Below are 17513 nucleotides of genomic sequence, written 5' to 3' on the forward strand. Positions count from 1 at the left end.
TCCGCGTCCGCGTAGCCCGATGGCTGCCAGTAGTGAACGCATCGGCGCAGAGGGTGATCAGATGACTGGGAAGCGCTGGACGGCAGGACGCCCGGGGTTGTAGCTTACGGGCGACCGTGACACCGCCCGAGGAGGTGAGACCCATGAACGCTGGATCGAAGTGGGTGCTCCCCCTTGCCGTCACGGCCGGGCGATTGACGTAGGTGTCGCCGGGAGCGCCTCGCCAAGCAGGCACTCCCGAAGGGCAACACCTATGAACTCTCAGCACGTCACCGGCTCATCGTCGACCGACCGGGTCGAGCCGGACTCCCCGGTGGGTGACGCAGCACCGCCCTCCGGCGTCGACCGCCCGACCGGCACCTTCGATGTGATCATCGCCGGGTGCGGGCCCACCGGCGCGGTGCTGGCCGCCGAGCTGCGGCTGCACGATGTGCGGGTACTCGTTCTGGAGCGGGAAACCGAGCCCGAGCCGTCCGTCCGCATCGTCGGTCTGCATGTTCGCAGCCTCGAGCTGATGGCGATGCGCGGGTTGTTGGACAGGCTCCTCGCGCGTGGCCGGCGGCGCCCGGCCGGCGGCTTCTTCGCCGGGATCGACAAGCCGGTACCCGAGGGCCTGGATTCCCCGTACGCGTATCTGCTGGGCATTCCGCAGCCGGTCCTCGTCCAGCTGCTCGAAGAGCATGCCGTCGAGCTGGGCGCGCAGGTCCGGCACGGTTGCGCGGTGGCCGGTTTCGAGCAGGACGACGAGGGGGTGACCGTCGAGCTGGCCGGCGGGGAACGACTGCGTTCGCGCTATCTCGTCGGCTGTGACGGCGGGCGCAGCACGGTGCGCAAACTGCTCGGCGTCGGCTTTCCCGGCGAGCCCGCCCGGACCGAGACGCTGATGGGCGAGATGGCGGTGGGCGTACCGCCGGAGGAGGTCGCCGCCAAGGTGGCCGAGATCCGCCAGATCCAGCAGCGTTTCTGGCTCCGGCCCGTGGGCGTCGGGGTCTACAGCGTCGTGGTCCCCGCCGCGGGAGTCGGTGACCGCCCGGAACCGCCCACCCTCGACGATTTCAAACAACAGCTGCGGTCCGTCGCCGGAACCGACTTCGGCGTGCATTCGCCGCGCTGGTTGTCCCGCTTCGGGGATGCCACCCGGCTGGCGGACCGCTATCGGGTCGGGCGGGTACTGCTGGCCGGCGACGCGGCACACATCCATCCACCCACCGGGGGACAGGGTGTCAACCTGGGCGTTCAGGACGCGTTCAACCTGGGCTGGAAACTGGCCGCGCAGATCCGTGGCTGGGCCCCGGAACCACTGCTGGACACCTACCAGGCCGAACGCCGTCCGGTCGCCGCGGAGGTGCTGGACAACACCCGCGCCCAGATGGAACTGTCGTCCACCGAACCGGGCCCCCGGGCCGTGCGCAGGTTGCTCACCGAACTGATGGACTTCAACGAGGTGAACCGCCACCTGATCGAGAAGATCACGGCGATGGCCATCCGCTACGACTTCGGTGCCGGTCCCGACCTGCTCGGCCGTCGAGTGACCGACGTCGAGGTGAAACAGGGCCACCTCTACGGTCTGCTGCATCGTGGTCGCGGCCTGCTGCTGGACCGTACCGAGCGGCTGAGCGTCGGTGGCTGGTCGGACCGGGTCGACCAACTCGCCGATCCCACGGCGGCGGTGGACGTTCCGGGTCTCCTGCTTCGCCCGGACGGCCATGTCGCCTGGATCGGTGACGATCAGCAGGACCTGGACGGTCAGCTGTCCCGCTGGTTCGGCAGGCCCACCAGCTGATCTCGCCCTGAGCGGCGGTCATCCCGCGATTGTCCGGGTCGGCCGCTGCCGCCGATCGCCATGACATCCTGACAACCCCCGGTTGACAGTGACAACTGGGGGTTGTCAGACTGTCTTCATGGACCAGCGTGACGAGCCTCAGACCCAGGCAGACCTCATCGACCGGCTGAAGGAGGTACGGGCCGCCGCCATCGAACACACCCGCATCGCGCGTGAACTGGCCCGGGAACGACGGCGACTGATCGAAGCGCTGCTGGCCAACGGCCTGTCCCAGTCCGACATCGCCCGGGAACTCGGCGTGACCCGGCAGGCGATCCAGAAGATGGTCGAGGCCGGCGCCGAAGGACCGCGCCGGTGAGCCGCCCGGCCTTCGCTACGGCGGAGGCCGCGTGACCGGCGGTCTTTCAACGTGGGCGGCTCGTCACACCGCCGCGCCCTTGGCCGCTCGGGCGTACGGTGGGTGGGTCAGGGGCATGACCGGGTCACCTCGTGGAAGTCGAGGGCGTCACGCGGAAGGCCCGAGCAGGTCCCACCGGTTGCCGGAGATGTCGAGGAAGACGGCGACCTGGCCGTAGGGCTCGGTGCGGGGCGGCCGGACAAACGTGACACCGGCCCCGGTCATCCGCCGGTAGGTGGCGTCGAAGTCGTCGACGCGCAGGAAGAAACCGACCCGGCCGGCCAGTTGGTTGCCGACCGCCGCCCGCTGGTGCTCACCGTCGGCGCGGGCGAGCAGGATCCCGGTTTGCGCGCCGGGGGGCCGGACGACCACCCACCGCTTGGGTCGTCCGTCGTTGGTCAAGGACGGGGAGTCCTCGACGAGGTCGAAGCCGAGTATGTCGGTGAAGAACGCGATCGCCGGGTCGTACTCCTCGACGATCAGCGCTACCAGGTCGATCCGCACCACGGCAGCCTATGTGGCAGCGCCCATGGCTGGCCGACCGGCCGTCGGCGTGACTGCGGCGTGTATCTGACGTTATATCTTCGCACCCGATACATTGATGGCGTGGAGACACCGGTACGCGAACCCACCTTCCTCATCCTCACGGCGTTGGCCGCCGAGCCGCTTCATGGCTACGGACTGATCACCGAGGTAGCCCGGCTTTCCGACGGCCGCGTGTCGCTGCGCCCCGGCACGCTCTACGGCGCCCTCGACCGGCTGCTCGACGCGGGGCTGGTCACCGTCGAGCGGGAGGAGGTGGTGGACAGCCGGCTGCGCCGCTACTACCGGCTCACCGAGCACGGCGGTGACCTGCTCGCCAACGAGACCGAGCGGATGCGTCGCAACGTCGCGGCCGCAACCGCGCGGTTGAACACACGTACCCGTCGAGGCACGCCCCGACTCAGTGGAGGGATCGCATGAGCGACCTGGAACGCCGCTATCTGCGATTGGTCCGGATCTGCTATCCGGCCGGCTACCGCGACGCGCGCGGCACCGAGATCGTGGGTACGTACCTCGCGCTGTCCTCGCCGGACCGGCGGTGGCCTTCGGTCGCCGACGTGACCGACGTAGCCGGCGGCGGGCTACGCCAGCGCCTACGCGCGATCGGCGCCACCGGAATCGGCCCCGGAGTGCGGCTGGCCGCCACGCTGGCGTTGCTGACCGCCACGGCTCTCGCCAGCGGCTGGGCCATGCTGGAACTCAATCCGTGGACGACAGCGTGGTTCGGCTTCGAGCAGCACGGCACGTCCGTCTCGCTCGGTCTCGGCGTGTGGACGGCATGGCTGCTCGCCGCGGTGGTGCGCGCGGTGACAACCGGCCGGTGGACCCGCCTGGCGATCGGTCTCGCCCTTGTCCTCACCGTCGCCGTCGTACCGCTTGCCGCCGTCGTCGACCGGTCCCGCCCTCCGCTGTTCGTACTGCTCGCCCAGGTCTGCCTCGGATTCGTGGCGCTCGGCGTTCCCGGCCAGCCGCCCGTGTGGCTGCGACTGCTGCCCGTCGCCGGCGCCGCCGCGGTTCTACCCGTAGCGGCGACTCTCGCCCGTAACGGTGGCGACGTCCTCCCTGGGTACTACGGCTGGCCCGCCGGGCAGGTCCTGCCCGGCGCCGGGGCGGCACTTTTCGTGGTGACGTTGCTCGTCGGCGTGTGGCTGGCGGCGCGCAACGACCTTCGTGGTGCTTGGGCACTGCTGGTGCTGCTCTGCCCGATCGGCGTGCTGTGGCTGCATCCGCTGGCCGAAGAACTCGCCGTCAGCTTGTACGGCGGCGGGCCGAATGCGGACTGGACGACCCTGGCCACAGCAGCGGCGATCATCGCGGCGGTTGCGGCGGTCGTCATGTCGGCTGCGCTGATGGTCCAACGACGGGTCGCCTTCACCCACGCCGCCGTCGAGCGCGGTACGGCGCGGGACTCCGCCATCAGCGACAGCGGGCAGCGATAGCAGCCCGTCTGGCACCAAGCGACCGGCCGCCTGTTGTCAACGCACTGCCGTCGAACCCCACAGTGGTTTGACGGCGCGGGTCGCGAAGTAGCCGGGCAGCCAGCCCGCGGTGGCGTCCGAGTGGTGCGGCGCCTCCTCGAACCCGGTGATGACGAAGCCCGCGGCGAGCTGCCCGCCGAGCTGCTCGGCCATGCTGTGGCTGTACTCCAGCGGCGAGTCCGCACCGAAGAGCCGCTCGCGTTCCTCGGCCGGTACGTGCGTGACGTCGCTGTACGGCAGCTTGTGCCGGACCACCAGTTCGCCGCGCTGGTCCAGCGCCTCGTGGTCGAACAGGTAGACGTCCGGGTTGAGGAAGCCGCACAGCAGCGCCCCGCCCGGTCGCAGCACCCGGAAGCACTCCCGCCACACCGGGGCGAGTTCGGGGATGAACAGGTTCGAGACCGGGTTGAAGACGAGGTCGAACGAGGAGTCGGCGAACACCGACAGGTCGCGCATGTCGCCGAGCACCGTCCGCAGCGGCACGTTGTCCCGTCGGGCGACCAGCTCGTCCTGCTCGAGCTGGCGCGGCGAGTTGTCCAGCACGGTGACCCGGGCCCCGGCCGCGGCGAGCGTCGGCCCCTGCTGGCCGCCGCCGGAGGCCAGGCACAGCACGTCCACGCCGGCCAGGTCGGCGGGGAACCAGGAGCGGTCCACGGGTTGGTAGCCGATGAGCACGACCGACCAGTCACCGGCCCGCGCTCTGGCGACCGTCTCCGCGGAGATCGGCCGCGACCACTCGTTGCCCAGGTCGACCTGCCGGTCCCAGGCCACCCGGTTGTGCGCCACCGGATCAACACCCATCCGCCCACGCTATCCCGTGCCCCGGCCGCGCCCGGGCGGGCGGCTGCCCTGGAACACCAGGTTGAAGCCGGCATCGGCCGCCAGGTCCAGCGTCTGCCGGGTTGACAGCCAGTATGAGTCGAACTCCACGCCGAGGCCGGCGCACCGCCCGCTGCGCCGGTGCTGACCGTCGCCGTCCTTGAACGCGGTCGCCAGATGACCTCCCGGCCAGAGGACCCGCGCGAGTTCGGCGAACGCGACCGTCCGTGCCGGCGGCGGCAGGAAGATCAGCGAGTACCAGCACACCACGCCGGCCAGCGAGGCGTCCGCGAACGGCAGATCGCGCAGGTCGGCCACTTCGAACGAGAACGCCGGGTGATCCCTGCGGGCGACCTCGATCATGCCGGGAGAGAGGTCGACACCGCGCGGGGAAAGGCCGCGCGATGCCAGGTACGGTACGAGCCTGCCGGTCCCGCACCCGAGGTCCGCGACCTCCGGCCCAGCTTCCCGACCAAGGTCAGCTCGCTGAACAGATCGAGCACCGCACGCTCGATCGGCATCGACTCCAGCACACCAGCCAGGCGTTCCGCGTAGAAGGACCGCCGGTAGCTTCCAGCGAAAAAGCAACGCTAAGGAGATGATTGGCCGGTGGCAGCTGTTGGTCGCAGGTACGCGTACACCGTGTCGCGGCTGATGCGGAACTCCTTGGCAAGGACGGACTTTGGTTCGCCGGCTGCCGCGCGGTCGCGCAGCTGCTGGGTCTGCGCTGCGGTCAGTGCCGGCTTGCGGCCGGGCGCAGTCCGTCAAGCATGAACGCGAGCAGGCGGTCGCCCTGCTCGGCGGGAACTTGCTCGCGGACCCAGGCGGCCGCGCTGATGAGCGCGAACATGTCCGCGGCGCCGGCCTCGGCCCGAATGAGACCAGCCGCGCGCGCGCGTTCGAGCAGCCGCTCGCCGGCGGCGGTCATCTGCTGGCACGCCCGGTACAGCGCCGAATCTTCGTCCTTCAGGCCGTGTAGCAGCGACGTGGCCAGGCCGCGGTAGGGGGACATCTGCGTTGCGGTCGCGTGGGCCCACTGGGCAAGTGCCTCGCCGGGCGAGGGGTGGGTGAGTAGCTCGTCGGCGATGGCGACGAGCCGGTCGATGTGCTCGCGGAGCATGGCTTCGAGCAGCGCTTGCCGGGTCGGGAAGTGCCCGTACAGGGTGCCGATCGACACCCCGGCACGGCGCGCGATCTCCTCCAGCGACGCCTCCGTACCCCGTTCCCGGAAGCCGACCTCCGCCTCCGCGAGCAGCCGTTCGTAGTTGCGGCGGGCGTCGGCACGCATCGGGCGTGGGGGTGTGTTCGCAGCGTCCACGGCACCCTTCTTGCTAAGTCGAGGCAGCCTCAATATATTTCGAGGCAGCCTCAGCTTAGCTGACCACGAAGGGACCCTCATGTCGACCAGGGCCACCGCGCCTATCAGTACGGGTGGCACCATCCTGGCGATCATCCCGCTCCGGACATCCCGCCTCGGTGGTGGTGCAACGGCGCACACAACGCAGGCCCGAGACGAGCGTTGGCCGACGGCCGAAAACCGACCGAAGCCGGGCCACGACCGTGCCCTTGGATCGCTACCCACAGCCCGTCACGCGGCCCGCGCGGACAAGCACAAAAAGGAGTAGATGATGCCGATCGCCACGCTGCGAGGGGTGACCCTGGACTGCGCCGATCCCCAGGCTCTGGCCCGGTTCTACCAAGCACTCACCGGCATGGAGCCTAGCTATGACACCGACGGGTTCGTCGCCCTGACCGCTGGTTCGGGCTGCGACCTGGGCTTCCAGCGAGTCTCCGGATACCGGGCCCCGCAGTGGCCCGGCCAGGACGTGCCGCAGCAGTTCCACCTGGACCTCCAGGTGCAGAACCTCGACGCCACGGAGAAGCTGGCGCTGGAGCTCGGCGCGGTCAGGCCGGACCACCAGCCGGGCGACGACCGGTGGCGGGTGCTGCTGGACCCGGCCGGTCACCCGTTCTGTCTGACCGCGGGCTGACCGCCACGGACCGGACCGCGGTGGACCGCGACCACGACCGGCCACGGGTGATCGCATCGTGGGCGTACGCGACCGTGGGCGGCGTTGACGAGTTTCAGCCGCCGCCACGGCCAACAGACGGAACGTAAGGTGGTAATCGAATGTTCGTGGGCCATTATGCCGCTGGTCTGGCAATAAAATCGGCATACCCCGGGTTCAATCTGGGTTGGGTGCTCCTCAACGTGCAGGCACTCGATTTCCTGAACGCTGGTTTGAGTATTGCCGGAATTGAAACTGCAAAGATCGTTGAGGGCGCTCCGGCGACCGACCCCTACGTCCTGCACTATCCCATCAGTCACAGCCTGGCGGGGGCGGCGGTGTTTTCCGCGGTTTCCGCTGGCCTCTATTGGGCGTTGACCAATCGCCGCGTGTCGGACGCAAAGATGGGAGTGCTGATCGTCGGGATCGCCGTCTTTTCCCATTTCTTTCTGGACGTGTTCACCCACCATGCCCTACCGCTGGCTCCCGGCTCCTCGGTGATGCTGGGCCTGGGCCTTGGCCACTATGTGTTGCCCACGATCATACTCGAAATGGGCCTCCTCCTCTCTGCGGCCGTTCTTTATTGGCGCCGCGTGAGGAGCACGTTGTTGGGTGATTCGGCACTGTTGGCGTTCATCGCGATCATCGCCGCTCCGTTTCTCTCGTTGCTCAGCAATCCGCCTCCGGTCGAGCATTCAATTAGTGCTTCGATGACCGTGCTCTCAATCTTCACGGTGTTTGCGGCGTTGGGTGCACTGATGGACTGGTTTCGGAAACGACAGCGGGCGCGGATGAAGGTGTAACCGGGACGTCGTTTCGGTGGCCCGGATTGCGATACGACTGTTCAGTGTGGCGGCACGGTGACCGCCTGGCGCAAGTTCGGGGAACCACGTCGCGGGCTGTCGATGGCGTATGGCGACGGGCGTCTTACTGCTCGGCCAGGTCGGGCCGCCACATACACACCGTGCGCACCGTGCGCACCGTGCGGCGCCGGCCACGGCCGTCGACCCGGTAGGCCAGCTCCGCCCAGTCACCGGTCAGCCCAGGATGGGTCGGCACCATCTCCCGGCCGGGTAATAGGTGAGATCCGTCTGCGACCGACGGCGACCGCCCTCATGCCTAGATCATCTTTTTGGCCCCTGGTGTCGCGGTTCTTACCAACACCCCACTTCCGACAGGCGGGTCGCTTCCGGGTGGGAGGCCGGGCCTAGGGATTGGGCAGCGGGCGGCCGGCGAGGCGCATCGTGGTGAGGTCGGCCGGGTTGCGGATTTCGAGCATGGCGTAGCAGACGACATCCGGCCGTAATTACCAGATTGCTATTACCGATAATCCGATAATCCCGACAGGCAGACCCCGGGCAGGTGTACATCATAATGACAGTTATTGTGCGTAAGCACAGAGGATGGTGTATTTCCGTGCGTCGTCGTCGTGGGACGCTCGTGGAGTTCGTCGTGGCGCGCGACACGACACCACGCTGGTCGAACAGGAAGCCGCAGTGCCTGGCCGGATCGAACACCTGTTCGGGCCCGTACCGACGAGTTCCTGCAGGTCCCCACCTACGCGAAGCAGGACCGCCAGGTGGCACTGTTCCTGGCGGTCCAAGCTGCTACAGCCTCACCGGCTCTACGCCCTGGCAATCCTCCGCGATATTGTTGACGAATCTGCGGAATGCGGCCCCAGTCCCCGATCCGGCGATTCCGTCGCTCGGGCCACCGAAGTAGCCCCGGTCCCTCAATACGAGTTGTGTGGGGAGTAGTAGAAGCCCTCAGGGCAGTTGACTCGCGGAGCACCCACGATCCGCTTGTCGATCAGTAGTAGTCAGTGCAGGTCTTGGGCAGGTTGGTGCCCTGCATGCAGGCGTGTGACTCGCTGCCCGCGTCGCTGACCGCGTCGGTGTGGTTGTCGGTTCCGGAATTGATCCAGGCCTCTTTGACCGCGCCGGTGTCCCGGTTGTACACCCACAGGTGGTCGCCGACACGACCGCTCACTTCGCGCGCCCAGGCGGTCCGGCAGGTCGGACTGTACCGCAGTTGGATCGTGTAATTGCCGTAGCTCTTGGCGTAGATCAGCTGGGCGTTCTGGAACGGATCCGACGAGCAACTGGCCGCCTGCGCCGGACTGGCCACGATCAACCCGAGGCTGGTCGTCACCGCGCAGACCGCGAGCGCCGCGCCGGTACGTATCCGGAGTTTGTTCATGACGTTCGGCTCCCTTCGTAGAGCTGATGTTCGCCGTGTGCGGTTGCCGCGCCCGGCGAGCTGAACTTCGACTGACGCCTCTCTGACACAATCCGCCGCCCAGTGCGGGATTGAGATAAGAAAGGGGGGTGTCAATGTTGGGCTGGGCGCCGAAACAGCGTGCCGTGCTGGCAGTGCTGCGGCTGATCCGGCGGCAGCAGGAACCACGCGACTCCGACGAGCCGCCTGAATGCTTGACTCTCCCTTCGCTTACGCTCGTTGCCATCGACATCAGTTTTCAACGCTCATCGATGATGGGTCATTAGCATTCGGTGCTGGCTTGTTGACTGCCCGCGCAACAGCCGGCTGGAGGAGGAAGCCGTTTCGACATGACCGAGCCGGACAGCCGAGACGAGCCGACCACCAGTGGATTCGAGTGGTGGTCAAGCGCCGCCAACGCGCTGATACCCACGATCCTGACCAGCCCCTTAACGGCCGACTTCTGCGGATCCGCGCTCTCGCTTGACCTGGGATCGCTGCCCGCGTCGCTCCAGTCGGCTCCTGCGGTGCGATCGGTGCGGACGGCGGCCACGATCCGCCGCCACGACCCCGAGCTGTGGCTGGTGACCCTCATCACCCATGGCCGGTCGGGACTCGTCCAGCACCGCAACCAGGCGCTGCTGTCCGCCGGTGACCTGATGGTGTTCGACACCTCCCACCCCTACGACTTCCAGGTTCTGAGCGGGGATCAGCCGTCCGGATCGGTCATGGTCCACCTGCCCAGGGGCATGCTGCCGGTACCCGATCAGGCCCTACGGACGCTGGCCGCGCGGCGCCTGCCGTCCGGATCAAGTCTGGGCGGGGCGCTCCGGAAGCTGCTTCGCGAGGTGGCCGCGCCGAAGCAAAGGTGGGGTACCCAGGTGAGGGGGCATCTGGGCTCGGCGGTACTCAGCCTCACCGCGGCGTTCCTGGCCGATCTCGCCGGGGCGGAGAATCTCCTGCCGGCCCAGCACGTTCGGGATGCCCTCAGGTTCCGGATCCGCATGTTCATCGAGCACCACCTCGCGGATGTCCGGCTGTCGCCGCCGATGATCGCCTCGGTCCACCACATCTCCGTGCGGTACCTGCACCACCTCTTCCACGAACATGGGCAGACGGTCGGTGCGTTCATCCGTGAGCGGCGGCTCGAGCGGTGCCGGATGGAGCTTGTCGAGACCAGCGTGCCGGTTCGGGCGGTAGGCGCCCGCTGGGGATTTCCCGATCCCGGCGTCTTCAGCCGGACCTTCAAGGCGGCGTACGGCCTGCCTCCCGGCGAGTACCGCCGCCAGTTGCCCGGAACCGACCCGACGGTGGTCCGGACCTTCCGTCCGGATCCGGCGCTCGACATATGATCTTGTGGGAAAAGTTCCAAGCCAGTTATGGCGGGTCCTGGAACCGGACCCGGCGGCCCCGGGGTTGGGCCGGTCAATCGCGGTCTTGCGACTGGTGTGGCGCTTGTCGGTCCTCGTTCGCCGGTTCGCCCGGCCGGTGATCCGGGACGAAGGCGACATCGACCGCCAGGGCGGCGCGGGCCTGGCGGACACGCTCAGCCTCCCGTTCCCGCCAGCGCCGCTGCGCCTCGCGGTTGCACACCCGGCAGTTGCGGCGAACCCGTCCGCTCCGTTCCTCCCACTCCCGAGGATGGCCGTTGCGGCAGGTCTCCGCCTGCCGCCGGGAGCGGCAGGTGTCCGCGCGGTCGACCTGCCGCAGATGGGTCGGCTCAATGCAGTCCCTGACGCCGCACAGATGCTGGACGTCCAGGTCGGCGTCGTAGTTCCCATGGAACGCGGCATAGGCGGCGATGTGCGCCCAGGCGCGTCCGGCGACCTTCTGGTACACCCCGCGTTGTGTTCCGTAGCCGCGGATGATGAGGCAGCCGTCCGGCCGGCGGACGGAACGGGCGAGCAGATGGTCCCGCAGTGCGTCCACGGTGAAGTGCTGGGACAGCCCTCGAACGGCGCTCAGCATGCGGTCACGGTAGCGGGCCGCGCTGATCGGGTTGCTGTCAAGGACCTTGCTGCGGCCAGGGGGTGATCCGTGGGTGGCCTACCACCGCTGCCGCGCGGCGGACTGCTTCCGCCCGGTTGGCCGCGAGTTCGACCAGTGTGTGCTGATCGCTGAGGGGCAGGGATCGTACGAGAGTCCGCCGTACCGCGAGTGCGGTCGAGGGCACCTTGGCGTCGATGGCGCACTGACCATCGGCCACGGCGACGGCGATCTCCTCGTGCCGCAGCGCGGGAGTGGGGCCGGTCTGCCGGTAGCGGGTTTCCAGTGCGTCCCGTGCCATGGCCGGCGTCTCGTACCGGAATCCCTGCGCCTGCATGCACGATCGCCAGCGGGCCATGGCCCCCAGGTAGTTCGGCGACGTCACCACCTGGGCCGTCAGCTGGTCGTCGAGCGCCTCGGGCAGATAGGTGATGCGGGCCCAGGTGGTGACGTCGCCGGCCAGTGCCCGCCGGCTTTCCGCCACACATCCCTCCTGGCCGGTCGTCACGGTACCGGTGCCCGGTATCTCGACGTTCACCGTCTTGTCAGGGGGGCCGAAGAACGCCAGATCGTAGCGTTGCTGATCCTGCGGGGACAGGGCTTCGTGGGATGAATCGGCGGGCTGTGCCGAAGCGGAGCCGGGCGGCTTCGTGGTGATGCCGTAGCCGTTCTGACGGCGCTTGGGCAGGTCGATCGTTGTCGCGTCGTCCTCGGGTGCGGACAACAGGCTGGCCGTGACGGCGGGGTACTCGAAGCCGCGCCGGCGCATGCAGCCGGAGGCCAACCGGTTGAGCGCGGTGTCGAAAGTCTGCTGGGTCTTCGGCCAGGTGCCGGAGTGGGTGACCAGGTCAATGGCGTCGGAGCTGAGTACGCCGGAGGACGCGGGCGGCGGGGGGGGGGGGGGGGGGGGGGGGGGGGGGGGGGGGGGGGGGGGGGGGAGGCTGCGGGAGAGCGTGGGGTCTGTTTGCTGTCCCCCCCCCCACCCCCCCCCCCCCCCCGCCACAAGGGCGCCCAGTGCGACGTATCGCAGGATCCGCACTTGGGGTGTCTTCATGTTCTACGGGGTCGCGGTGCACCAGCTGTTGGAGCTGATGGAGTCGTTGAACGTAGGATCCTTGTACCCGCTCGTCGACGAGGACAGATCGCTGATCGCAACACCGATGCCGAGGCTGTGATAGCCGTGAGCGTGGCTGTAGTTGATGTCCTTGAAGAAGTAGACCGTGCACTTGGTTCCGTGGTTGTACAGGGAGCTGATGCAGTCCTGCCAGCCACCCTTCGCGCAGCTACCAGAGCTGTTGGACAGATTCCGGAAGTCGGGATTGTTGCCCGACACCTTGCCCATGTTGCCGCGGTATCCGGCGTTCGGCCAGAAGCAGGCGTACCCGGACGGGCAGTCGCCAGTACCTGCCGCCGCGACGGTCGCCTTCGATCCGTCGGGCGCGGATCCGGCCCCTACCGTCGTGCTCACCGACCGGTCCGCGGGGTTCGGGGCTGCTTGAGCAGCGGCGGCACCGCTCAACGCGACGCTCGCCACCAGCACGATGCCAGGCAGAAGCATGGCAATTCTTGCCTTCATGGATATTCTCCTCACTCAGGTTCACCGAAGGACCGCGTCCCCCGTTGTGACCGGGCTGGCAAAGGTGGCGTGCCAGGAGATCCCTGTGCACGTCCGGGAGCCGATGCCATGTCTGAACCTAGAGAATCGGGAATCGACCTCCGTCCAGCCAGCGATTGAAATACATCTAAACCTGTAGGGCGCGGTGGCTGGTGGGTACAACGGCGGCGGTAGGCACGTCTCCAACCAGGGGTTGACGTTGCTCGCCCGCAAGTGGACTACCGTGCGCGGATGCTGACGCGTCTCCGACAGTTCAGTGGCCGGTATCCGTTGTTGCTGGACGCGGTGCTCGCGGTGGCGGGGCTCGCGGTGAGCCTGACGCTGGGCGGGCAGGATCCGCTCGGACAGTGGCGCGGCTTCGACGGCGCCGCCTACGCCCTGACCGTGACTGCCAACCTGACGCTCGTGGCGCGTCGGCGGGCCCCGATGACCGTGCTGGGGTTGTACTGCGCGATCTGGGTCGGATACGTGTGGGCGGGATACTGGCCGGTCGTCAACAGCGCCGGCGGATTGCTGGCTCTCTACACCGTGGCAACCCACCGCACGTCCCGGCAGACGGTCGCCGCCGCGGTCACGGTCGCGGGAGTGTGGATCTACGGTGGCGTGTCCGGCAGGGACGATTCCCTCGGGACCGTTCTCGCCCAGAGCATCGTGTGGCCGGCGGCGATCTGCTATTTCGGCAACGGCTTTCGGCGGTTGGCGCAGCGGGGCCGGCAGCTGGCCGTCCTCACCGCCCAGCTACGGCGCGAACAGGAGGAGCGGGCGCGTCGTGCGGTGATGGAGGAAAGAATACGCATCGCCCGGGAGCTGCACGATGTGGTGGCCCATCACATGTCCGTCGTCTCGGTGCAGGCGGGGCTGGCCCGGTACGTTCTCGAATCCGATCCGCGCACCGCTCACGCGGCCCTGGATTCCGCGCTGGACAGCAGCTCCGAGGCGCTTGAGGAGATGCGCCGCCTCCTGGCTGTGCTGCGGATGGACTCCGACCGGGACGAGGTTGGCCCGTACGGACCGGCACCGGGGCTGGCGCAACTCAACGAGCTGCTGGAGCGGGTACGCGCGTCGGGCGTGGTGATCGATCTGGTGGTGACGGGGACCCGTCGGCCGCTCGCCCCCGGGCTGGACCTGTGTGCGTACCGGATCATTCAGGAGTGCCTGACCAACGTCCTCAAACACGCGGCGCCGACCGACGCCACCGTCGCCCTGGACTACCGGGCCGACTGGTTCGTCGCCCGGGTCCGGGACCGTGGCCGAGACCCGGGCCAGGTGGCGAAGGTCCGTACGGGTGGACAGGGACTGGTAGGAATGGCGGAGCGGGCGAGACTTTATGGCGGAACCCTGACGGCCGGTCCTCACCCCGAGGGCGGGTTCGAAGTTGTCCTCACCCTGCCGCTGCCTTACCGGCGGACCGAGGAGCACCCGGGACCCGACCGGCCGTGAACAACGTGGGGAGCGGTGGATGACCAGCGTACTGGTGGTCGACGACCAGGTGCTCATCCGCGCGGGACTGGCCGCGTTGATCCACGCCGCACCAGGACTGGAGGTCACGGGTCAGGCCGATGACGGGGCGGCGGCGGTCCGGCAGGCGGCGGCCGACAAACCCGACGTGGTCCTGATGGACATCCGCATGCCGAACGTCGACGGGGTGACCGCGACGCAACGCATCATCACCGCGGGTGGGGCGCACCGGCCGAAGGTGCTCGTGCTCACCACCTTCGACCTCGACGAGTACGCCTACGCCGCGTTGCGTGCCGGCGCCAGCGGCTTCCTCCTCAAAGACACTCCGCCTGAACAGTTGATCGCCGCCATCCACGCGGTCGCCGCCGGCGACATGCTGCTGGCGCCCACCGTTCTGCGGCGCCTGATCGAGGCGTACGCGCACGGGCAGGACCGTGCCTCGGATCCGCCGCCAGATCTCAAGGCGCTGACCACCCGGGAGGTCGAGGTGCTCGAACTCGTGGGCCGGGGCCTGACCAACGGCGACATCGCCGGTCAACTGGTGGTCAGCGAGGCGACGGTCAAGACCCACCTCAACCGGGTGATGACCAAGCTGCACCTGGCCAGCCGGGCACAGGCGGTCGTGATCGCGTACGAGACCGGGCTGGTCGTGCCCGGCGGTGGTGGACGTACCCGATCGCGCGCTCAGCAGACCCACGTTCCCTGAGGACCGCCGAGTGCTGTCTCAGGTCGCGGCGCCCGGCCCGGGGAGCAGGTCGACGTCGGCGGCGTGCATCGGTTGTCCGCAGTTGGCGCAGCACAGCTCGACGTGGCTGACCTGGCCGCAGGCGTGGTGGCGGTACAGCACCGGCGGGCCGGCCGCACCGGCCAGCCACTTGTCACCCCAGCCGACCATCACCATCAGCAGGTCGACCAGTTCGGTGCCCTTCTCGGTCAGGACGTACTCGAAGCGGGGTCGGCGGTCGTAGGGCCGGCGCTCGATCACCCCGTGTTCGACGAGGTGGTTCAGCCGTTCGGTGAGGACCTTGCGGGAGATGCCGAGGTCGGCCTGGATCTGCTCGAAGCGGCTCAGGCCGACGTACACGTCCCGCAGGATCAGCGGCGACCAGGGTTCGCCGATGACCTCGAGGGTGCGGGCGATCGAGCAGGCCATCTCGCCGAAGTTCGTGCGCTGCATGGAACCCAGCCTAGCGCTCGGGGTTCCCTCAAGGAACTATGACTGCTACCGTTCCTGAGTCTCCTCAAGGAACTCAGGAAGGACGAACGACATGGGCAAGGTGTTCATCGCGATGACGGTCTCGGTCGACGGATACGTCACCGGCCGCGATCCCGGGGCCGGTCGCGGCCTCGGTGACGCGCCGACGCTGTTCGACTGGTATTTCAGCGGCGACACGCCCAGCGAGACGCTCGACGGATTCCGACCCAGCAAGGCCAGCGTGCAGATCCTGGACGCCCTGGTCGGTCGGGTCGGTGCGAGCCTGGCCGGCCGCAACACCTACGACAACTCCGGCTGGTCGACCGGCGGCACCCCGCTCCCGACGGCCCCGCTGGTGGTGCTCAGCCACCGCCCGGCACCGGCCGACAACGAGCGGCAGACCTTCGTCAGCACCGGCATCGAGGACGCGGTCGCCGCGGCCCGCGAACTGGCCGGCGACAAGGACGTCGGGCTGATGGGTGGCGGCGTCGCGACCGCGGCCCTGGCGGCGGGACTCGTCGACGAGGTGATCCTGCACCAGGTCCCGATCCTGCTCGGCGGTGGTCGACCGTTCTTCCAGGAACTTCCCGGGCACGTGCGGCTGCGGCTCGTCGAGGCCGTCCAGGCGCCCGGCGTCACCCACCTGCACTACGAGGTCCTCCGATGACAGGGACCCCGGCCGGGGTGGGTGCACCGCGTCAGCGCAGCCGGGCCAGGTCGGTGAAGAAGCCGGGGTAGGTCTTGGCGACACAGCCCGGGTTGCTGATCTCGATCCCGGCGGTACGCAGGCCGAGCAGCGACAGGCTCATGGCCATCCGGTGGTCGTCGTAGGTGGCGAACCGGGTGGGTACGGGCGTCCCCGGCCGGATGGTGAAACCGTCATCGTGTTCGGCGGCGTCGATGCCCGCCCGGCGCAACTCGGTCACGATCGCGGCGATCCGGTTGGTCTCCTTGCCCCGGATGAAGCCGATCCCGCGTACCCGGGTGGGTGAGTCGGCGAACACGGCCACCGCGGCCAGCGTCTGCGCCGTGTCGGAGACGTCCGCCATGTCGACGTCGATGCCCCGCAGCACCCCGGTACCGGTGACGGTCACCCGGTCGGCGGCCCACTCGACCCGGGCGCCCATCCGGCCCAGCAGGTCGGCGAACGCCACATCGCCCTGGATGCTGCCGCTGCCCAACCCGTCGACGGTGATCCGGCCGCCGGTCACGGCGGCGGCCGCCAGCAGGTAGGACGCGGCGCTGGCGTCGGGCTCGACGGCGTAGTCGGTGGCCCGGTAGCCGCCGGGTGCGACCCGCAGCCCGTCGACGGTCACCCCGAACGCCGCCATCACCGCGGCCGTCATCGCCACGTAGGGCACCGACACCAGCGGCGAGGTCAGTTCCGGGTCCAGGCCGTCGCCCATCAGGGGCCCCGCCATGAGTACGCCGGACAGGAACTGGCTGGACAGGTGCCCGGGCAGCCGGACCCGGCCCCCGCGTAGCGGGCCGGTGACCGAGACCGGCAGGTACCCGGGCCGGGGACCGTCCTCGACCTGCGCGCCGAGCTGGCGTAGCGCCTCGACCAGCGGACCCATCGGGCGGGCCCGCAGCTGGTCGGCGCCGTCGACGACCGTGCGGCCCGGCCGCAGCGCCGCGGCGGGCAGCACGAACCGCGAGGTGGTGCCGGACTGCCGGGCGTCGACGGCGGCCGGTGCGCTCGACCGACGCGGATCAGCGCCGGTCACGGTGACGACCCCGGCCGCCTCGTCGGCCGCGACGACCGCGCCGAGCGCCGTCACGGCGCCCATCATCGCCCGGGTGTCGTCGGCGAACAGCGCCCCCGTCAGGCGGCTGCGCCCGGCGGCGAGCGCGGCGCACAGCAGGGCACGGTTGGTGATGCTCTTCGACCCGGGTGGCCGGAGCGTCACCTGCGGCGGGGCCGCAACCGGCGGCACGGCGAGCACTTCGGGCAGGTCCTGCGCGGTCGACGGCACCGCGTCACTCTGCCGGATCGTCCCCGTCGTCGGCCAG

General features: G+C 69.0%; 21 protein-coding genes and 1 pseudogene. 10 read left to right on the forward strand and 12 right to left on the reverse strand.

The window, feature by feature from the left end; translation table 11 throughout:
* The first annotated feature begins 253 nt into the window (after positions 1 to 253).
* Complete coding sequence (rox, locus tag ACXN5W_RS11215; protein ID WP_473158142.1) at positions 254 to 1783, forward strand: rifampin monooxygenase; 1530 nt, start codon at positions 254 to 256, stop codon at positions 1781 to 1783.
* Positions 1784 to 1901: 118 nt separating this feature from the next.
* Positions 1902 to 2141 (forward strand): TrfB-related DNA-binding protein, encoded by a 240-nt coding sequence (locus tag ACXN5W_RS11220; protein ID WP_473158143.1) that lies wholly within the window; start codon positions 1902 to 1904, stop codon positions 2139 to 2141.
* Between the two features lie 147 nt (positions 2142 to 2288).
* Here ACXN5W_RS11220 and ACXN5W_RS11225 read toward each other — a convergent pair whose 3' ends face one another.
* Positions 2289 to 2687, reverse strand: coding sequence for a VOC family protein (locus ACXN5W_RS11225; RefSeq protein WP_473158144.1), 399 nt, complete (start codon positions 2685 to 2687; stop codon positions 2289 to 2291).
* 99 nt (positions 2688 to 2786) lie between these two features.
* Between ACXN5W_RS11225 and ACXN5W_RS11230 the strand changes: the two genes are divergently transcribed.
* A complete protein-coding gene (locus ACXN5W_RS11230; protein ID WP_473158145.1) occupies positions 2787 to 3143 on the forward strand; it encodes a PadR family transcriptional regulator in 357 nt (118 codons plus the stop codon).
* Positions 3140 to 4162 (forward strand): hypothetical protein, encoded by a 1023-nt coding sequence (locus ACXN5W_RS11235; RefSeq protein ID WP_473158146.1) that lies wholly within the window; start codon positions 3140 to 3142, stop codon positions 4160 to 4162. The genes ACXN5W_RS11230 and ACXN5W_RS11235 overlap by 4 nt, the downstream gene beginning before the upstream one ends.
* Positions 4163 to 4198: 36 nt before the next feature.
* Here ACXN5W_RS11235 and ACXN5W_RS11240 read toward each other — a convergent pair whose 3' ends face one another.
* The 4 genes and pseudogenes from ACXN5W_RS11240 to ACXN5W_RS11255 all read right to left on the reverse strand — a co-directional run bounded on the left by ACXN5W_RS11240 (position 4199) and on the right by ACXN5W_RS11255 (position 6338).
* Positions 4199 to 5002, reverse strand: a complete 804-nt coding sequence (locus ACXN5W_RS11240) for a class I SAM-dependent methyltransferase (RefSeq protein WP_473158147.1) — start codon at positions 5000 to 5002, stop codon at positions 4199 to 4201.
* 9 nt (positions 5003 to 5011) lie between these two features.
* Positions 5012 to 5541: pseudogene (locus ACXN5W_RS11245) on the reverse strand (class I SAM-dependent methyltransferase).
* A 69-nt stretch (positions 5542 to 5610) separates the two neighbouring features.
* Positions 5611 to 5757, reverse strand: a complete 147-nt coding sequence (locus ACXN5W_RS11250; protein WP_473158178.1) for a helix-turn-helix domain-containing protein — start codon at positions 5755 to 5757, stop codon at positions 5611 to 5613.
* Complete coding sequence (locus tag ACXN5W_RS11255; protein ID WP_473158148.1) at positions 5754 to 6338, reverse strand: TetR/AcrR family transcriptional regulator; 585 nt, start codon at positions 6336 to 6338, stop codon at positions 5754 to 5756. Before ACXN5W_RS11255 ends, ACXN5W_RS11250 begins: the two co-directional genes overlap by 4 nt.
* A 310-nt stretch (positions 6339 to 6648) precedes the next feature.
* Between ACXN5W_RS11255 and ACXN5W_RS11260 the strand changes: the two genes are divergently transcribed.
* Entirely contained in the window at positions 6649 to 7011 is a 363-nt protein-coding gene (locus ACXN5W_RS11260; RefSeq protein WP_473158149.1) for a VOC family protein, read from the forward strand.
* A 140-nt stretch (positions 7012 to 7151) separates the two neighbouring features.
* Positions 7152 to 7832: a hypothetical protein gene (locus ACXN5W_RS11265; RefSeq protein WP_473158150.1), complete on the forward strand. Its 681-nt coding sequence runs from the start codon at positions 7152 to 7154 to the stop codon at positions 7830 to 7832.
* Between the two features lie 124 nt (positions 7833 to 7956).
* Here ACXN5W_RS11265 and ACXN5W_RS11270 read toward each other — a convergent pair whose 3' ends face one another.
* Together ACXN5W_RS11270 and ACXN5W_RS11275 are read right to left on the reverse strand one after the other, a co-directional pair.
* Entirely contained in the window at positions 7957 to 8088 is a 132-nt protein-coding gene (locus ACXN5W_RS11270; RefSeq protein ID WP_473158151.1) for a hypothetical protein, read from the reverse strand.
* Positions 8089 to 8838: 750 nt separating this feature from the next.
* Positions 8839 to 9228: a DUF2690 domain-containing protein gene (locus ACXN5W_RS11275; RefSeq protein WP_473158152.1), complete on the reverse strand. Its 390-nt coding sequence runs from the start codon at positions 9226 to 9228 to the stop codon at positions 8839 to 8841.
* A gap of 368 nt (positions 9229 to 9596) precedes the next feature.
* Between ACXN5W_RS11275 and ACXN5W_RS11280 the strand changes: the two genes are divergently transcribed.
* Entirely contained in the window at positions 9597 to 10598 is a 1002-nt protein-coding gene (locus ACXN5W_RS11280; RefSeq protein WP_473158153.1) for a helix-turn-helix domain-containing protein, read from the forward strand.
* 73 nt (positions 10599 to 10671) lie between these two features.
* Here the strand turns inward: ACXN5W_RS11280 and ACXN5W_RS11285 are convergent, their stop codons facing one another.
* The 3 genes from ACXN5W_RS11285 to ACXN5W_RS11295 all read right to left on the reverse strand — a co-directional run bounded on the left by ACXN5W_RS11285 (position 10672) and on the right by ACXN5W_RS11295 (position 12808).
* The gene (locus ACXN5W_RS11285) at positions 10672 to 11214 is read right to left on the reverse strand and encodes an HNH endonuclease (RefSeq protein ID WP_473158154.1); all 543 of its coding nucleotides are present in this window, start codon (positions 11212 to 11214) and stop codon (positions 10672 to 10674) included.
* 37 nt (positions 11215 to 11251) lie between these two features.
* The gene (locus ACXN5W_RS11290) at positions 11252 to 12001 is read right to left on the reverse strand and encodes a hypothetical protein (RefSeq protein ID WP_473158155.1); all 750 of its coding nucleotides are present in this window, start codon (positions 11999 to 12001) and stop codon (positions 11252 to 11254) included.
* Positions 12002 to 12289: 288 nt separating this feature from the next.
* Positions 12290 to 12808: a peptidase inhibitor family I36 protein gene (locus ACXN5W_RS11295; protein ID WP_473158156.1), complete on the reverse strand. Its 519-nt coding sequence runs from the start codon at positions 12806 to 12808 to the stop codon at positions 12290 to 12292.
* Positions 12809 to 13078: 270 nt separating this feature from the next.
* On the opposite strand from ACXN5W_RS11295, the gene ACXN5W_RS11300 reads away from it, so the two are divergent.
* Together ACXN5W_RS11300 and ACXN5W_RS11305 are read left to right on the forward strand one after the other, a co-directional pair.
* Positions 13079 to 14287, forward strand: a complete 1209-nt coding sequence (locus tag ACXN5W_RS11300; RefSeq protein WP_473158157.1) for a sensor histidine kinase — start codon at positions 13079 to 13081, stop codon at positions 14285 to 14287.
* A gap of 19 nt (positions 14288 to 14306) precedes the next feature.
* Entirely contained in the window at positions 14307 to 15011 is a 705-nt protein-coding gene (locus ACXN5W_RS11305; protein ID WP_473158158.1) for a response regulator, read from the forward strand.
* Between the two features lie 18 nt (positions 15012 to 15029).
* On the opposite strand, the gene ACXN5W_RS11310 is transcribed toward ACXN5W_RS11305, so the two are convergent.
* A complete protein-coding gene (locus ACXN5W_RS11310) occupies positions 15030 to 15482 on the reverse strand; it encodes a winged helix-turn-helix transcriptional regulator (RefSeq protein ID WP_473158159.1) in 453 nt (150 codons plus the stop codon).
* A 91-nt stretch (positions 15483 to 15573) separates the two neighbouring features.
* Between ACXN5W_RS11310 and ACXN5W_RS11315 the strand changes: the two genes are divergently transcribed.
* On the forward strand, positions 15574 to 16167 hold the full coding sequence (locus ACXN5W_RS11315; protein WP_473158160.1) for a dihydrofolate reductase family protein: 594 nt from the start codon (positions 15574 to 15576) through the stop codon (positions 16165 to 16167).
* A gap of 31 nt (positions 16168 to 16198) precedes the next feature.
* Here ACXN5W_RS11315 and aroA read toward each other — a convergent pair whose 3' ends face one another.
* Positions 16199 to 17476 (reverse strand): 3-phosphoshikimate 1-carboxyvinyltransferase, encoded by a 1278-nt coding sequence (gene aroA, locus ACXN5W_RS11320; RefSeq protein ID WP_473158161.1) that lies wholly within the window; start codon positions 17474 to 17476, stop codon positions 16199 to 16201.
* Positions 17477 to 17513 lie beyond the last annotated feature (37 nt).

The organism is Plantactinospora sp. A48 (genome assembly GCF_055793945.1).

Excerpts from the sequence above, each read along its gene's own strand:
- ACXN5W_RS11315 (WP_473158160.1), top strand. The coding sequence starts at position 15,574 with ATGGGCAAGGTGTTCATCGCGATGACGGTCTCGGTCGACGGATACGTC.
- ACXN5W_RS11305 (WP_473158158.1), top strand. The coding sequence starts at position 14,307 with ATGACCAGCGTACTGGTGGTCGACGACCAGGTGCTCATCCGCGCGGGA.
- ACXN5W_RS11275 (WP_473158152.1), bottom strand. The coding sequence starts at position 9,228 with ATGAACAAACTCCGGATACGTACCGGCGCGGCGCTCGCGGTCTGCGCG.
- ACXN5W_RS11235 (WP_473158146.1), top strand. The coding sequence starts at position 3,140 with ATGAGCGACCTGGAACGCCGCTATCTGCGATTGGTCCGGATCTGCTAT.
- ACXN5W_RS11220 (WP_473158143.1), top strand. The coding sequence starts at position 1,902 with ATGGACCAGCGTGACGAGCCTCAGACCCAGGCAGACCTCATCGACCGG.
- ACXN5W_RS11240 (WP_473158147.1), bottom strand. The coding sequence starts at position 5,002 with ATGGGTGTTGATCCGGTGGCGCACAACCGGGTGGCCTGGGACCGGCAG.
- ACXN5W_RS11290 (WP_473158155.1), bottom strand. The coding sequence starts at position 12,001 with ATGCGCCGGCGCGGCTTCGAGTACCCCGCCGTCACGGCCAGCCTGTTG.
- ACXN5W_RS11285 (WP_473158154.1), bottom strand. The coding sequence starts at position 11,214 with ATGCTGAGCGCCGTTCGAGGGCTGTCCCAGCACTTCACCGTGGACGCA.
- ACXN5W_RS11260 (WP_473158149.1), top strand. The coding sequence starts at position 6,649 with ATGCCGATCGCCACGCTGCGAGGGGTGACCCTGGACTGCGCCGATCCC.
- ACXN5W_RS11295 (WP_473158156.1), bottom strand. The coding sequence starts at position 12,808 with ATGAAGGCAAGAATTGCCATGCTTCTGCCTGGCATCGTGCTGGTGGCG.
- ACXN5W_RS11280 (WP_473158153.1), top strand. The coding sequence starts at position 9,597 with ATGACCGAGCCGGACAGCCGAGACGAGCCGACCACCAGTGGATTCGAG.
- ACXN5W_RS11310 (WP_473158159.1), bottom strand. The coding sequence starts at position 15,482 with ATGCAGCGCACGAACTTCGGCGAGATGGCCTGCTCGATCGCCCGCACC.
- ACXN5W_RS11300 (WP_473158157.1), top strand. The coding sequence starts at position 13,079 with ATGCTGACGCGTCTCCGACAGTTCAGTGGCCGGTATCCGTTGTTGCTG.
- ACXN5W_RS11265 (WP_473158150.1), top strand. The coding sequence starts at position 7,152 with ATGTTCGTGGGCCATTATGCCGCTGGTCTGGCAATAAAATCGGCATAC.
- rox (WP_473158142.1), top strand. The coding sequence starts at position 254 with ATGAACTCTCAGCACGTCACCGGCTCATCGTCGACCGACCGGGTCGAG.